Genomic DNA, 15,871 nt, shown 5'->3' with positions numbered 1-15,871 from the left:
CGCGTACATCGGGTCTTCCCGGGCACCGGGGGCACTCGGCGGCAGCTTCTGCAAGCGCGCGGTTGACTGGAAAGGTGTCCTTGCCCGGTCTCCCTGGCAAGGACACCTGCGCAACCGACTGCCGCCTCTATGCTCCTGGTCTGCGACGCCCAAAGCAGGCGACGGACAGAGCAGTATGGCGTCCCGTGGAGTGGTGTAGCAGGGATCTTGGTGCAACCCCTGGTCATGAAGCAGCCACCGCGCAATTCTCCGAGTTGGTGCTCGTTGAAAGGAGAGGTGCGAGATGGCCTTTTCCTAGCCTGCCCTACTCCGTCTCATGGAGTCACTGCGTACAGCGGACGGAATCGAGTTGATCAGGACTCTCGCCCAGCGGATCCTGCAGGAACGCATCGAGGCCGAGGCCACCGCCCGGATCGGCGCGGAGCGGGGCGAACACACCGAGGCCCGCATCACCGCCTGGCGCAACCGTCGCTGGGACAAGCCCCTGACCACGCAGGCTGGCCACCTGGAACTGGCCATCCCCAAGATCCGCGCTGGCTCCTTCTTCCCGAGCCCGCTGGAGCACCAGCGCTGTATCGACCAGCCCAGCTGCCCCGCCATTCGGTGACACCGTGTAGGCGGTCCTGCGGCGGTAGGCGTTCGGTGGCCACGCCGGGCTGCATGCCCCCGCGACCCCCGTCACGAGATCCCCGGCCCGAAGTCCGTCGCCCACCCGGTCCGCGCGAGCACCACGTCAGCCGGAGAGGGGGCCAACGAGCCCGAGGGGCAGCTGCCCCTGACCCCGACGTGCCCAGATGCGTCGCCTCTTGCGGCTACGCCCACGAGATTGGCAGAGCGCGCACCCAGCGCCGCCGGGTCAACCCTGGCTCCGAGTCGGATTGGGGTGAGCACCGTGTCGTGCGCTGTGGGTGTGCTTCGGGCCCCTTTGCTCGGTGCGACTTCGTGGCTGCTTGGCGGGCATGCATGTGGCGGAAGTTGCTTGCGTGAAGGGAAAGTTCAATGGTGAGCACTGCGGCTGAGTTCGAGCGTGGGCGGGTCTATCGGCGCTGTGGCTGCCGGGGCGCGGATCGACGTCCGACCGGGGCGCGCTGCCCGCGACTGGCGGCGGATGACCTGCACGGGAGTTGGGCGTACGCGGTGGACATGCCGACGAACGGCGAGGGGCGCAGCACCCGGCGGCGCAGCGGTTACGGGACGCGGGAGGATGCCGTGTACGCACTGCAGTGCGTGCTGAACGCGGAGGCGACGGGCGTATTCGAGGACCGCAAGCTCACGGTCGGTGCGTTCCTGCTGGAGTGGGTGGCGTTGAAGGAGTAGACGCTCAAGCCGTCCACTGCGGCCTCCTACGCCAAGTGCGTCCGCCAGGAGCTTCTTCCAGTGTTCGGCCGGATGCGGCTGAAAGACCTGCGCTCCCGGCACGTCGCCGCCTAGCAGGCCAACCTGCGGGATCAGGGCCGCGGCGCGCCGACGGTCTACCGGCTCGGGGCGACGCTGCGCAGTGCCCTGAATCATGCCGTCCACAAGGAACGTCTGATCGGCTACAACGCGGCCGAGGGTGCCATCGGCGCGCGGCCGGCGGCGGCCGAGCGCCTGTGCTGGACCGCAGTGCAGGCGGCGGCGTTTCTGCGTCACAACGAGCTGTACTACCGCGACCAGGTCGCCGACGTGTTCGAGGTGATGCTGGGAACCGGGATGCGGCGCAGGGAGGTGCTGGGGCTGCACTGGGAGGACGTCCACTTCATGGAGCGCAAGATCTTCGTCCGCTGGACGCTGGCCACCATCGACAACAACGAACTGCACCTGTGCGCGCCGAAGACCAAGGCGAGCAGGAACTGGGTCAGCGCCAACCCGCGGGTCCTGGCCGCGCTGCAGCGCCAAGCCGACCACCAGCAGTCCCTGCTCCCTCCGGGAGCACCACTGCGTGGACTCGTCTTCGCGGACGTCGACGGAGCCCCGCTGCACCCGCAGTACCTCCTGGACCAGCTGCGCCGCCGCCAGGCCGAGGCCGGGCTGCCGCAGATCACGATTCACGATCTGCGGCACACGGTGGCGACCATCATGATCACCTCCGGGGTGTCCATCGCGATCGTGTCGAAGGCGCTGCGGCATTCGACCATCGCGACGACCATCAACATCTATGGGCACCTGCTCAAGCACGCTGCGGACGACGCGGTCAACGCGCTCGCCCATGCCTACGAACTGGCCGCCACGGACCTTGATGACTGGCCCGGTTTCCAGCCCCGCCACGCTGCTTGACCGGCCCGGGTGTCAGCTGCCCAGGAGCAGATCGGCCACCGCCTGGGGGACGGTGAGCGAGACCTGGCCAGCCAGCCAGTCGACACCGGTCTGGTGGGCCGCTATCACCTCGGCCTGCCAGAAGGTGAGGAAATCGTGCTCCCGACCGGTGAACGGCTCCTTCTCAAGTAGCGGGAGCGCCATCTGAACCAGGTGTCCGGGCCCGGCGTACTCCTCTTCAGCGAGCCGCCATGCCTGGTCGGTCGAGGCCGTGATGAGGCGCTGGACGTTGTCCAGCGCCTCATCACGCGCCTTGCGCCGTCTGCCGAACGCTTCGTAGACCGCTGCGGACGCCGCCCGCACGCAGTCCGCCACCGGCGCCTCGCCTTCGGCGCAGGCGCTCTGCCCGCGCATCCACGCCTCCAGCAGCAGCCACTCCCCGTCGACCCCCCAACTCCCCACACACGCCGGCAGCCCTTCCCGCAGCCCGACCGGCACGGGCAGGGCCGCCACGCAGGCAGCCGTCAGCAGTTCGCGCGGGTCAACACGGCGGGCAACCGCTCCGCGAGCCTGCTCGACCGCGCCGGTCAGCGCGGACAGCCTGGGCCCTGCCCAGGGCTCCAGCCAGGGGAAAGCGGCAGCGGCCGCAAAGCCCTCAAGCGCGCGACTGCGCGCGTCGCCACACCCGCACCGCCTGGGCGGCCTCAGCGCCCGCCAGCCCTGATGCCGTCACCGGACCCGCTGGCGCGCCGGCGCCCGCCACCACGGCAGGAGTTCTCAGCCCTGCCACCACGACCGCGAACTCGCTCACGGAATGGTCTGCCGGCAACGTCCACGCACAGGAGCCGCACAACGGCCCGGCCGCGAGCCCAACACGGCGCAGCCGCGCACCCGGCCCAACTGGCGGCATGCCAGGTCGCCGTGAAGCACAGCCTGGCTCCCGGGGACGCTGTAGCAGTCCAGGAGGAGAGAACCCAGCGCACCCAGGGGCACGTCATCGCCGAAGATCTGCCCCAGCCGCACCCGGCGCGCTCCACCCCTCAGCACAACGTCTCCCGAAGCCCACGGCCTGCCGGGCCCCTTTGCGCCCCAGCAAGGAGGACCACCCGGCCAGGGCGGCTCCCGCCTGCGTGGTGGTCGCATGGTGGTCGCAAACCTCCGCCTTGCGAGGCCGCCCCCGCACCGACATCCGATCCGGAAAATGCGGACAGAGCGGAAGGAGGCGCATAAATTGAACGATGCTCACGCCCGGCCGCGTCAACCCCGCGCCACGGGGTCACCCTCCACAGGACGTCGTGAGTGGTTAACGATCCGGCCGCCGATCGGGCCATGTGCGCTAACTCCAGCCATACAGCGGCGAGTTGACTAGGTCAGCCCGCGCCCGGCTGCGCTCCACGGCCGGACGAGGTGCGACCACCCTGCGACCACTACCCCGAGACACGCACAAAAAGGCCGTCCCCATCTTCAGATGAGAACGGCCTCCGACCTGCGGTTACGCAAGTCGGGACGACAGGATTTGAACCTGCGACCCCTTGACCCCCAGTCGCCCGGCGATAGCCATCCCTGCACGTCAGACGGTAGACAGCCCGCGCTGTTCGTTCACCGAGAGGCGCCTCAGAGACGGTGGTGAACGACGCGTGGTCCCCAGCAAGTCCCCCCGACTCGGTCTCGGCTGCTCCAGGGAGCGATTGCCACTCTCGTCTCAGGGCCCAGCTCGGCACCGCACCGGAACTGCGATCCTGGCCGCCCAAGAGGGCAACCGCCACCACCCTCCGGCGCTGGGTGCGCGGACAGCGCGGCATCGCGTTGCGATCCTCGGCCGCCCCGAAGAGCGACCGCCACCGGCCAAGGCCTGGTACTCCTGCACGCGGGCGACGTTGTTGCGATCCTCGGCCGCCCAGGAGGGCGACCGCCACCAGCGCGCGGTCGCCCGGGATGCGCGAGGCGCGTTCGTTGCGATCCTCGGCCGCCCCGAAGGACGACCGCCACTGGGTGATCTGGGTGAGCAGGCCGGCGAGCTGGCCGTTGCAATCCCTGGCAGCCCCGAGGGGCGGCCATCACTGCCTGCGGCGTGGGTACTCTCGCCGACATCGAATTCGTTGCGATGCTCGGCCGCCCGCGAGGGCGACCGCCGCCGCCCAGTTCATCACCTCGGCCTGGGCGCGGGAGTTGCAATCCCGGGCCGCCCCAGAGAGCGACCGCCACGACGCACGACCAGGCCGGTCGCCGAGTTCCGTGTCTCGTTTCGATCCCCGGCCGCTCCAAAGGGCAACCGCCACCACGCAACAGGGTGCAGGCTGCGGTGGCGTCAGGGTTGCGATCCTCGGCCGCTCCGGAGGGCGGCCGCCAATGCGCCATCGCTGCCTTGGCTGCGTCGATCACACGGTTGCGATCCTCGGCCGCTCTGGAAGACGACCGCCACAACTACATCAAGGAGCGCTACGACAGCCCCGTCAAGGTGTTGCGATCCTCGGCCGCCCCGGAAGACGACCGCCAACAGAGCCTGACCCAGCTCTTCGGCTTTGGTGCCGTTGCGATCCACGGCCGCCCCCGGAGGGCTACCGCCACCTGCCTGGGGACATCGCCCTTGCGCAGGATGACGATGTTGCAATCCTCGGCTGCCCCCTGAGGGCGACCGCCGCCCCAGGAAATCCAGAGCATGTCGATAGCGGAGTACCAGTTGCGATCCTCGGCCGCCCCGAAGAGCGCCCGCCACCAGGTGGCCGGGTTCACCGGCACCGACGTGACCCTGTTGCGATCCTCGGCCACTCCAGGGTTGACCGCCAACAGTGCTGTGCCCAGCTCTTCGGCTTTGGTGCCGTTGCGATCCTCGGCCGCCCAGCGGGGCGACCGCCACATTCATGCCCATGGCACTCTCGTCGGCCTTCTTGTCGATGCGATCCTCAGACGCCCCGAGGGACAACCACTATTCCCCGCCGAGTTGGCCCGCCACCGACCGGGGCGACGTTTCAACCCTCAGCTCTCCCCAAGGACAGCAGCCATGTCGACGACAATGACCCAGGTGTCGAGGGCAGGTGCGATCACCGATCGCCGAGGAGGATGGGCCGCCTCTCTTAAACCGACTCCTCACCACTGTCCCGACAGATGTTGCAAACCTCAGCCGCCCCGAAGGGTGACCGCCGCTGCTGTACGCCTACATCGGCACCACCGGCGCGTACAAGTTGCGATCCTCGGCCGCCCCGATGGACGACCGCCAGTGACCCACCCCGCTAGCAGGCCCATCAGCCATTCAGCGTTGTGATTCTCAGCCGCTCAAGAGCAACTGCCACCCAAACAGCTCGACATAGACCATGTGGTGCCGCTCGCGTTGCAAATCCTCGGCCGCCTCGGAGGGCGACCGTCGGTGCAGCACCGTTGACGCCCAGATTCGCCGTCGGCGTTTTGTTGCGATCCTCGGCCGCCCAGGGCGACCGCCGCAGTTTGCCCGTCCGAAGGTCGACAGTGCCGTTGCGGTTGCGATCCTCGGCCGTCCCTAAGAGCGACCGCCAGCAAGCGTGGGCCCAGCAACAGCACCGGTGACCTTCTGATGCTGAGCAGACACTACCTAGTCCACGAGCGCCGTGAGGGAGATTCCCTCCGGAACGTCTGCGTCGACGGTTACCTTGTAGTCGGAGTACGAGCGTGCTGCGGTGTGGCCGAGCGGGGTGACGTGCACGCGATCGAGGAGCTTGTGGGCGGGGGTTTGGCCGTAGGCGTCGGAGTGGCTGAAGACCCAGAGGCCTCGCAGGGCCATGGAGGCGCGGGCGGCGGCGCGGTCGTGTTCCAGCATCATTTCGAAGGCCTGCCAAAGGGCGTGGAGGTCGTCGCTGGTGACGCCGGTCTTGGCGGCGAGCGGGGCTGAGAAGTGGCCGGCGCCGCGGTAGAGGCCGTAGGGGACGATGTTCTTGGTGCCCATCTCCGTCTGCTTGGTGGCCAGGTCCTCGACTCGGGTCGGGGTGACGCGGGTGATGGGGACTTCGATCGTGGTGACGGGGTCGATGGACCTGCTGAACGTGAGCTGCAGGGGGCCCTGGACGCGGCCGGCGGTCCGGTCGCGGTTCTTGCCGGTGGTCATGACGGCGCCCATCATGCGGACGTCGTAGAAGGTCTGGCACATCCAGTCGCGGGCTTCGGACTCGTTGGCGGCGCCGCCGGTATCGTAGGCGCGCTCGTGTTGGGCGTTGAGGGCGACGCCGGCTTCCACGTAGATGTCGTAGCCGGGGCGGCCGGCGTTCAGGAGGGCGACGGTGTTGCGGATCTTCCGCTTGAGGGCGACGTCGGTGACGTAGCCCTGCATGGTGATGGGGTCGGTGCGGGGGGCGCCGCCGTTGTCGGGGTCGCCGTTGGGGTTGCCGTCGACGATGTCGAAGAGGAACACGAAGTCGTGCTTGCGCGCGGGGTCGAGGTGGGCGGGGATCGTCATGGTGGGCTCTCGCTTTCCGGTGGGTGGGTGGTCAGACGGTTTCGGCATCGGCCGGGGAGGCTTCGACGAGGTCCGAGACGTCGAAGAGCGCGCCGGCCCCGGCGGGCTGGGGCTCGGCCGGCCCGGCGGCCTGCTCCTTGGCAGCCTTGTGGGCGCGTGCGGCGGTGATGTCGGCGGCACGCTGGTGTTCGTAGCCGAGGACGAAGCGGCCCTGCTCGGGGACGGTGAGCAGCAGGGGGACGTCGTTGAGGTGGTGGTAGATGTCGCGCATGCGGGCTTCGAGGGCGTTGGCGGTGGGCTGGTTGCGGCGGCGGATGATGCGGAGGTGGTTCTCGGCGCCGGCGCGGAGGTTGGCGAGGACGGTTGCGGGGCTGCTCATGGCGGTGCCGAAGTATTTGTCGGTGATGGTGGTGTTGACGGTTCGTCCGGTGTCTTTGGCGGCGCGGCGTTGGACTGCGGCGAGGGTGGCGAAGAGGCGGCCGCACATGTAGGCGGGGTCGGTGGCGTTGGGGTCGAGGCCGGGCATGCCGTGCTCCTGGGCGTGGTGGCGGGTGAGGGCGAGGCGTAGGAGGGCGGTGCGGGGGCCGTCGATGCGGCGGTCGGCGCGGATGCGGGCGAGGAGTCGGGGGAGCATCCAGGCGGGGGGTGGTGTGCCGTGGAGGGCGCTGTGGAGGAGTGCTTCGTCGAGGCCTTCGGGGATGGTCTTGGGGTGGTATTTCTTGTCGGTCTTGACCCATCGGGCGCAGGCGAGGGTGAGTCGCCAGATTGGGTAGGCCTGGTAGCGCGGGTCGGTGTCCGGGGCCGGGTGGTCCTGGGTGGTGTGGGGTGACCAGGGGTCGAGGTATCGGTGGTCGCGGAACCAGCGGCCGAGGCAGTCTTCGATGACGGGCAGGGGGACGTCGATCCAGTCGCGTACGACGACGCGTGAGGAGTTCGCGCCGAGGGTGGCGGAGTAGAACTTGTTGACGTCGGCGGAGTATTCGGTGGTCCCGGTGCCCGGTTTGAAGATCTTCCCGATGAGGTTGGTGACGTCCTCGGGCTGTGGGTCGTCCAGGTTGCCGAAGTGGTTGCATTTGACGGGTTCGCGGGTCCACCAGACCGTCACCGCAGTGTCGGCGCGCCGGCGGTGTTTCGGGTCGGCGAGGAGTTCGCCGAGTGAGGTGGTGGCGGCCGTCCCGCACCTCTCGCACAGGGGCGTGGCGGCGAGTCCGGCGGTGACGCCGGCGCGGCCTTGTGCGGCGGTGTTCACGCTGACGAGTTGGGTGCTCTTGGCCTGCTTGGCGGGGATGGCGCCCATGGCGATCGAGATTGGAACGGTGGCGAGTAGCGGGCGTTCGTGTCCGCAGGCGAGGCAAAGTCCGGTGTTGCCGGCTCCTTTGGAGTCGCTGACCTTGTCCGCCCAGAACTGGAGGGCGCTCGGGTGCTGGTGGGCCCACTGGCCGTCGATGCTGATGGCGACCAGGTCGCCGGCGGCCATGTCGGCCGGCAGGTCGATGGTGGTGGCGAGGAAGCGGAGGACGGCTTCAGCGGTGGGGTCGCCGGGGTTGGCGGCTGCCCACTGGCGGGCGAGGTCGGCGAAGGCCGTGCGGCATTTCGCCGCCCGGGCTGCGTCCTTTTCCTTGACCTCTCCGGTTTTGGGGTCGGCCTTCGGTACGCCGAAGACGTACTGGGCGTTGTCGGCGAGCAGGCACGGCGCGATGGCGACCGTGCGGGTGGAGGTCGGCACGGCCAGGCGGAGCGCGGGCTCGCCCTTGGGCATTCGCATGTCCTGGAGGTCCGCCAGGTCGCCGTCGAGGAACACGGCCCATTTGATCGTCGCCGGTTTCGTGTAGGAGTGTTCCTGGTCGGCGACGCGTTCAGTGAGGCGTTGCAGCAGCATGGTCAGGCTCCGGTTCGCCAGGAGCCGGCGGGCATGTGGACCTCGTCGTCGCCCAGAGGGCGTCGCGGAACGTGGAGCACGCCGTTGTCCAGGCGGGCGCGAAACCAGTGGTAGGTCTCCTGGCCGCGGTCACCGTACCTGATCGAGTGCAGCATCACACCGAGTTCCTCCGTGCGCTCGATGGGGCCGGCCTTCGTGTCGGCGGGGCTGCCGGGCCATGATCCGCGGGGGCCGAAGCCCGCGGAGAACTCCCGGCAGCCGAGGAAGGGCTGCGAGAAGCACCCGCCGCGCTCGGTGCGGCGCCGCAGTTGCTCCCGGTATTTGGCGGCCGGTGCCTTGGCGCTGCGGGTCGGGATGATCTGGGTGTTCACCCGGTAGGCGACGTCGCGCAGCGCCACGGTGTTGCGCTGGTCCCGGTCGTGCTCGACGTCGTAGCGCTCTTTGTGGTCCGCGCGCAGGGCCTTGATGCGGGGTGCGGTGATGACGGACTTGACCTCGTTGCGTCGGATGTTGATCCAGTCGATCGGGGTGAGGATCTCGATCGACTGGATGACGTACTGCATCTCCGGTTTCCAGAAGATGGCGCTGAGCGCTCCGACGGCCGCGGAGGGCGTCATGACGGGGTAGCTGACCCGTTCGACTTTCAGTTCGGGTCGCGTGAAGCAGGCCAGTGGTCCCCACAGCTCGACGGTCACCGGCGGCTCCGGCCAGCGCGTCTGGGCATGGCTCGGCAAGGAAATCACCCTCTCCAGGGCAATGTGACGATGTGTCAGACACGGACCGTAGCATCACTAGCACTCCTATGAAGCTGCTTCCCGGGAGGGCTTGACAGCCTCGACGGCACCGTGATGCCCACGGCCCATGTCGTTGCCGAATGTGTATCAGGGGTCACTGACAATGACGCCCCCGCCGGCAAGCCGACGGGGGCGCGAACGTGCTGACAGACACCAGCACGCCTGTGTTTCGATCCTCGCCACCCCTCCGAGGAGGCGGCGCCACGGTCCGGGAGCCTACCCAACACGCGCGTTCCGACCCGACTGTCCTCGCCGGACCGCAGTCAGGCCTCCGCACGCTCAGGGCGAGGAGGCGCAGGGAGTCCCTCGCGACGTGGCCAGCCGACTCGCTTCCGGGCGAGAGTGGTCGGGGCCGGCAGCCGCCCGGGCACCGCTACCGATTCGGCGGCTCGATGCCACGCTGTGGATGGTAGGGACCGACCCACTCGACGAGGTCGTCGACGATGAGCTTCGCGTGGCCGGCTTCCAGCGCCGCGTCCGCCTCGGCCCTGGGGATGCCGGCGATGTGGGGCTGCAGGACGCGCTGGGTCTCGGGCCCGCAGGGCTGACCCGTGCGAAGCATGTCGATAGCAGCACGGGCCGCAGCCTGCTCCTCGGGCTTCAGCTCGGGCCGGACATGGACGACGCTCGCCGTACTCTCACCGATCATGACGAATTGCTCCGCCACGGCGGGGAAGTCGAGTTCCCGGCGCAGCGCCTCGATCGGGTCCCCGAGGTTGGCGAGGCCCTGGAGCCGGTAGCGGGTCCTGGAGTAGCGGGCGAGTGCGGTGAGGTCGTCCGGATCGGCCCTTCCGGGGCCGTCGCCGAAGCGGTTGGCGGCGATGCCGAGCGAGAGCATGTACGACGGGTCCGGGATCCTGCCGCTGTCGTGGGCTTTGAAGACGACGACCGTTCCTCGGTGCAGGCGGCCCTCACGGTTGCAGCGGCCGGCCGCCTGCTGGAGGTTCTCCGGCGGGGCCCAGGCACGGAAGACGATCGGGAAGTCGAGGTCGACGCCGGCCTCGATCAGCGACGTCGACACAACCCGGACACACTGCTTGGCTGCCAGGAGCGTTCGGATCTCCTCGATCGTCTCCCGGCGGTGTCCCGAGGTCATGCGGGTGGACAGGTGCAGGGCACCCTCGGGCAGTTGCTCGTGGACGGCGTTGGCGTCGCGGGTGGTCGAGACGATCATCAGCGTCTGCTCGTGCCGGGAGGCTTCGCTCGCCATGGCGGCCAGCGTGGTGTCCTCGCGCCACTCGTAGCGGACGCGTTCGAGAGCCGAGAAGAGCGGCGCCGGGTCGGGGATGACGTGCCGGTGCCCGGTGCCGTCGATGCTGCTGAACTCCGGCTGTGTCGCGGACGACAGCAGCACCGTCGTGCCGAACCGCTCGGTCAGACCCCGCAATGCGGACAGGATGGGAACCAGCAGCCGGTCCGGCAGCGCCTGGACCTCGTCCAGGACGATCACCGCTCCGGCCAGCCGGTGGAGCTTGCGCATCCTCGACGGCGAACGACTGAAAAGGGACTCGAACAGCTGCACCGTGGTAGTGATCACGAACGGCGCGTCCCAGTTCTCCGCCGCCAACCGGGCCCACCCCGCACGCTCGAGATCGACGGAGGAGTGGTGTTCGAGGACGTCCCGCTCACCGAGCATCTTCCGGTAGACGGAGGCGTTCTGCTCGGTGATGCTGATGAACGGCACCGCGACGATGATCCGCCGCTGACCGTTTCGCGCGGCGTGGCGCAGTCCGAACGCGGCTGCGGCCAGTGTCTTTCCCCCGCCGGTCGGCACGTGCAGCCGGTAGATCCCCGGCTCACCGTCCGCCGCGGCCACAGCCTGCTCGTAGATGCTCGTGCGGATCCCATCGATCCGCGACGGCTGCCGGCCGGCGAGCATGGCCTTCCGGGCCTCCTCGAACCGCTTGCCCAGAGCGGCCATGTCCGCGTCCGGGCGAACATACGGAACCCGGCCCAGGCGGTGCGCGCGGGTGTCCAGGCGATCGGCGTCGATGACGCAGCTGAAAAGCATCCGGACCATCAGGTCGACATCAGCGAAGTCGCTGTCACTGTCGGGGTCTGACAGCCACTGCGGTACCGCGATCCCCGCAGACTCGATCTCGGGAACCTCCGCCGCGACCCGGCGAATCGCCTCCTCCACAACGCCGGGCCGTGCCCGCAACTCCCTCAGCAAAGCACGCATCTCACCCCAGGACCGCAAACCCCCGTGATGGCCCTCCACCACCCCGGCAAGAGGCCCCGGCAAACACTGCGCCGCAAGACGGACCCCCGCCCTCTTGTGGTCGATCCCGACCGTCCCACCGGTACCAGCAACCTCCACCAGCCGGCCCTGCCACACACACCCGCCCTTCCCCACATCGTGGACAAGCGCCAGATACTCAGCCGCGGCAGCCATACCGAACACCGCACCGAACCGCGCAGCCAGTTCAGCCGACCCACGAAGATGATCACCCAACAGATGCCACCGGCCAGCACCATTGGGCGAGTGGGCATAGAGAGGCTCGTCACGCATGACCCACAAGGCTACCCATCCGCCACTACACAGGAGTTACGACTGCGACCAAGCCGCTGCACAAGCCCAAACTACCCAGAGGAGAAGTAGCAATCCCAGGTACTGGCTACCACCACCGGTGACGCGCTCACCCGCCCCAGACAGCGACCGCCACGTCGGCCTTGCGGCAGGGCAGCATATCCTGGATGCCGTTGCGATCCTCCGTTACCCCGGATGGCGACCACGACGGCCCGGGCCCGCGCGCTGCGCACCGACCTGGAGGCGTTGCGATCCTCGGTCACCCCAAAGAGCAACCGCCACGTCGCCTCCTCCCGCAGCTCGAGCGCGAACTCATCGTTGTGATCCTCGGTCGCCCCAAAGGGCGACCGCCACCCAATCCGGACCCTGATGACCCGCTCCACCAAGACGATGTTGCGACCCTCGGTCGCCTCGGAGGGCGACCGACACCGGCCTCAGTCATCGCGGTGACCAGCGGACCGTACTGATTGTGATCCTCGGTTGTCCCGAAGGGCAACCGCCACCATGCCCTGATGTTGCTCCGGCATACCCGCCAGCACGGGTTGCGATCCTCGATCGTCCCAGAGGGCGACCGTCATGACCAGGGCGGGGACGTCGGCGCGGGCGTAAGCGATGTTGCAATCCTCGGTCGTCCCGAAGGGCGACCGCTACTCCGCCACCGCCTCGACGCCGGACATGCTCCTCTCGTTTCGGTCCTCGGCCGCCCCGAAGAGCGACCGCCACATTGATCGCCACCCCCGAAAGCCTCCCGCTGTACGAGTTGCGATCCTCGGCTGCCCCGAAGGGCGACCGCCACGAGATCGACCCGGCCGCGCTCGGCGAGATACCGGTATTGCGACCCTCGGTCGCCCCGGGGGTGACCGCCACCGCCCTGGCCAGCGCGCAGTGGGAGGACGGTGACTGGTTGCGATCCTTGGCCGCCCCCGGAGGGCGACCGCCACCTCGGCCCAGGCGTACCTGCTCTGGTCGATGTCGCTGTTGCGATCCTCAGCCCCCGAAACGGGGACCGCCGCTCCCAACACGTCCCGAACGCTCGCGGCGTCCAGCTTGGTCCGATCCTCGGCCGCCTGAGGGGGCGACTGCCATCTACCGACCAGGTCCGCGGCAACCCCGTCACCCGACGGGTCCATCACTGTCCTGACCCGCGTGCACGCGGTTGCGATCCTCAGCCGCCCGAGGGGGCAACCGCCACGACGCGGCCCTGAGGCACAGGTAGGCGACGCCGTCGTTGCGATCCTCAGCCGCCCTGGGGGCGACCGCCACGTCCCGACGAGGCCGATGCCCTGCTGAGGTGTGGGTTGCGATCAGCGGCAGCTCCGGGGTGGGCGATCGCCACGGCGGCGCGCCGGAAACGAGCTGGATCGCGGAACGATGGTTGCGATACTCGGTCGCCCCGGAGAACGACCGCCACCTTTGATCTTGGCCTTGATGGAGTGGCGCGCTTGGTGTTGCGATCCTCGGTCGCCCTGGGGGGGGGCGACCGCGACGCTCCATCTCCTCATCATCCAAGTCGACCGACACGTTATGATCCTCGGTCGTCCCGAAGGGCTACCTGCACGCCACGAGGACGGACACGCTCTACCTGTTGAGCAACTTGCGATCCTCGGTCGCCCCGAAGGACGACCACCACTGGTGGAGATCGGCGGCGGCGCCGGGGTGGTAGCAGTTGCGATCCTCAGCCGCCCAGGAGAACGACCGCCACGTGGAAGACGGTCAGGTTCGCCTCGGGGAACTGGCCGTTGCGATCCTCGGCCACCCGAGAGGGCAACCGCCACGGCCTCGCCAGTGAGGTCGTCGTCGGAGACAGCAAGTTGCGATACTCGGCCGCCCCTGAGGGCGACCGCCACGCCGGGTCGGCGGTCGGCGGACACACGCCGTCGGGGTTGCGATACTCGGTCGCAGCGCGGGGCGACCGCCATCTCCTCGCTGAACTCGTGCTCGACACCGTCCTCGGTGTTGCGATCCTCGGTCACCCCCGGAGGGCAACCGCCACAGGCCGGGCTGGCGATGGTAAAGCGGTCAGCGTGGGCGGTGCGATCCTCGGCCGCCCCAGAGGGCGGCCGCCACCAGTTTCTCGATGGCGGCGAGCCGTCCGCCGTCAGGGTTGCGATCCTCGGCCGCCCGGGAGGGCAACCGCCACCCGTCGCACTGGTACCCCCGACCCGCTCAACCCGGATGTTGCGATCCTCAGCCGCCCCGAGGGGCGACCGCCACTCTCCTACGCTTGGCCGACTGACGCCACCTGCAAGGCGTTGCGGCTCCCGGCCGCCCTGGGGAGCGACCGTCACCAGACGATTCGTTGTCCGAATCACCCGCCGAAGCGTGTTGGGATCCTCGGCCGCCCCGAAGGACGACCGCCACTCGTCCAGCAACTGGGCCCACACGAACTGGGTGTTGCGAGCCTCGGCAACTCCGAAGAGCAACCGCCATCAGTCCGCTGACTGGCGCGGCTCCCTCACCAACAAGTTGCGATCCTCGGTCGCCTGAAAGACGACCGCCGCCGGCGCTGGTTCGCAGGCATCAGCGCCTGGCTGATGTTCCGTTGCTCGGCCGCCCGAGAAGACGACCGGCACGGCCCGGCGGGCCGGGGTCCGGCGGCGACCTACGCGTTGCGGTCCTCGGCTGCTCCGGAAGGCAACCGTACCCTGGCCGGTCATCTCCTTGGTCTTGTAATCGGCGTTGCGATCCTCAGACGCCCCGAAGGATGACTGCCACACGACCCTCGATATTGCGAACCCAGTCGATGCCGCCATTGCGATCCTCGGCAACCGCGGAAGGGCGACCACGTTCGGCAGCCAGCATCACAGACGGAGTCAGAATTGTTGCGATTCTCGACTGTCTCGGCGGATGGACGCCGCATGGCTTCCCCGACCGCCGAGGCCGCCAAGAGACTAGTAATCGGTATGGAGGAGTCAAGCACCAGCGCGGCGTCACTTTGGGCGCGCAGCCGGAACTTATCAGGCTGAGGCCATACTACGGAGGGCCACCGCTCAAGTTGGCCTTGCTGAGGCGACAGTTCAGCCCATAGTCGCCCGGCGATGCTGAACGGAACGGGTTGTTCGTGTAGAAGAGCGAGTCCCATGCAGACGTTCTGGTACGAGTTCGGGCTCCCCGTTGTAGGTTTGGCCCTGTCGTCAGGGCGGCCCGCCGGGCTTCCCTTCAGGGACATGCCCCCACCCACACGAGTCTCTTCGTGCTGCCTGGGAGCATGTCTTGCTGTTCCACGACTCCGCGTCCGCGGTCGCCGCCGAGAGCCTGGCCGGATCACTGTTCGTGCGTCTCATCGACCAGTTCGTTCACAAGCACGGCCACAAGCCCGGCCCGTCCGAGGTGCGCTCCTGGGAGCGGAGCATCCCGGTTCTGACCAACGCGCTCCTGGACGCCGGACTCGGCATGGTGGAGGTACTCCTCGAGTACTCGCTGCCCCTCAACAGCAAGCGCGCCGACGTCATACTCGCCGGCGTCCACCCGAGCACGGGCGAACCGTCGTACGTGGTGGTCGAGCTCAAGCAGTGGAGCAGTGCGCTTCCGAAGGACGGCCTCCAGAGCTGATCACGACGGGACGCGGCCACCTCGCCTCCTCCTACTCCCTCCTGTTGCAAGCCCTCCAGGGCTGATCACGACGGCACCCACGGATCGTCGTCGCCGGGGTCCACGTGTTGCGAGCCCTCCAGGGCTAATCACGACTGGCGCTGCCCCTCAAAGGGCTGATGAAGTTGCGGTTGCGAGCCCTCCAGGGCTGATCACGACTCGGGCGGCCAGGCGGACAGCCTCGGCCAGGGCGTGTTGCGAGCCCTCCAGGGCTGATCACGACCCGGGTTCTGGTCGAGCCACGCCCGCCGGTTCGCCTGTTGCGAGCCCTCCAGGGCTGATCACGACCGGCCACTTCCGTGCGGTCTTGTCGCCGGAGGTCAGCGTTGCGAGCCCTCCAGGGCTGATCACGACGGTCTGGGCGGAGTCGCCGAACGGCCTGATGCAGTGGTTGCGAGCCCTCCAGGGCTGATCACGAC

General features: G+C 68.6%; 10 protein-coding genes, 1 pseudogene and 1 CRISPR repeat array. Of the genes and pseudogenes, 4 read left to right on the top strand and 7 right to left on the bottom strand.

Going from position 1 to position 15,871, the window contains the following annotated elements; genetic code table 11:
- Positions 1-316 precede the first annotated feature (316 nt).
- From ACIOGZ_RS04190 to ACIOGZ_RS04180, 3 genes and pseudogenes are all read left to right on the top strand, one after another.
- Complete coding sequence (locus ACIOGZ_RS04190; protein WP_400984746.1) at positions 317-607, top strand: transposase; 291 nt, start codon at positions 317-319, stop codon at positions 605-607.
- 722 nt (positions 608-1,329) lie between these two features.
- Positions 1,330-1,431, top strand: a pseudogene (locus ACIOGZ_RS04185) (hypothetical protein); the annotation flags it as partial.
- A gap of 174 nt (positions 1,432-1,605) precedes the next feature.
- Positions 1,606-2,256 carry a site-specific integrase gene (locus ACIOGZ_RS04180; protein WP_400984743.1) on the top strand — a complete coding sequence of 217 codons (651 nt, stop codon included), beginning with the start codon at positions 1,606-1,608 and terminating at the stop codon, positions 2,254-2,256.
- A gap of 12 nt (positions 2,257-2,268) precedes the next feature.
- Here the strand turns inward: ACIOGZ_RS04180 and ACIOGZ_RS04175 are convergent, their stop codons facing one another.
- The 6 genes from ACIOGZ_RS04175 to ACIOGZ_RS04150 form a co-directional block, all read right to left on the bottom strand.
- Complete coding sequence (locus tag ACIOGZ_RS04175) at positions 2,269-2,748, bottom strand: hypothetical protein (RefSeq protein WP_400984740.1); 480 nt, start codon at positions 2,746-2,748, stop codon at positions 2,269-2,271.
- A gap of 1,926 nt (positions 2,749-4,674) precedes the next feature.
- The gene (locus ACIOGZ_RS04170) at positions 4,675-5,094 is read right to left on the bottom strand and encodes a hypothetical protein (protein ID WP_363628907.1); all 420 of its coding nucleotides are present in this window, start codon (positions 5,092-5,094) and stop codon (positions 4,675-4,677) included.
- 706 nt (positions 5,095-5,800) lie between these two features.
- Positions 5,801-6,658, bottom strand: coding sequence for a type I-C CRISPR-associated protein Cas7/Csd2 (cas7c, locus tag ACIOGZ_RS04165; protein WP_363628908.1), 858 nt, complete (start codon positions 6,656-6,658; stop codon positions 5,801-5,803).
- Between the two features lie 31 nt (positions 6,659-6,689).
- Positions 6,690-8,537, bottom strand: a complete 1,848-nt coding sequence (gene cas8c / locus ACIOGZ_RS04160; protein ID WP_363628910.1) for a type I-C CRISPR-associated protein Cas8c/Csd1 — start codon at positions 8,535-8,537, stop codon at positions 6,690-6,692.
- Positions 8,538-8,539: 2 nt separating this feature from the next.
- On the bottom strand, positions 8,540-9,232 hold the full coding sequence (cas5c, locus tag ACIOGZ_RS04155; protein WP_363628911.1) for a type I-C CRISPR-associated protein Cas5c: 693 nt from the start codon (positions 9,230-9,232) through the stop codon (positions 8,540-8,542).
- Between the two features lie 472 nt (positions 9,233-9,704).
- Positions 9,705-11,843, bottom strand: a complete 2,139-nt coding sequence (locus tag ACIOGZ_RS04150; RefSeq protein WP_363628913.1) for a CRISPR-associated endonuclease Cas3'' — start codon at positions 11,841-11,843, stop codon at positions 9,705-9,707.
- A gap of 213 nt (positions 11,844-12,056) precedes the next feature.
- Here ACIOGZ_RS04150 and ACIOGZ_RS04145 point away from each other — a divergent pair, with 213 nt between their 5' ends.
- Complete coding sequence (locus tag ACIOGZ_RS04145) at positions 12,057-12,185, top strand: hypothetical protein (RefSeq protein WP_400984735.1); 129 nt, start codon at positions 12,057-12,059, stop codon at positions 12,183-12,185.
- 2,940 nt (positions 12,186-15,125) lie between these two features.
- On the opposite strand, the gene ACIOGZ_RS04140 is transcribed toward ACIOGZ_RS04145, so the two are convergent.
- Positions 15,126-15,329: a hypothetical protein gene (locus ACIOGZ_RS04140; protein ID WP_363628915.1), complete on the bottom strand. Its 204-nt coding sequence runs from the start codon at positions 15,327-15,329 to the stop codon at positions 15,126-15,128.
- 62 nt (positions 15,330-15,391) lie between these two features.
- Positions 15,392-15,871: direct repeats of the CRISPR family, unit length 29 nt; unit sequence GTTGCGAGCCCTCCAGGGCTGATCACGAC.

The organism is Kitasatospora sp. NPDC088160, from assembly GCF_044741445.1.
Lineage (GTDB): Bacteria > Actinomycetota > Actinomycetes > Streptomycetales > Streptomycetaceae > Kitasatospora.
This window is presented reverse-complemented; position numbering and strand designations above follow the sequence as displayed.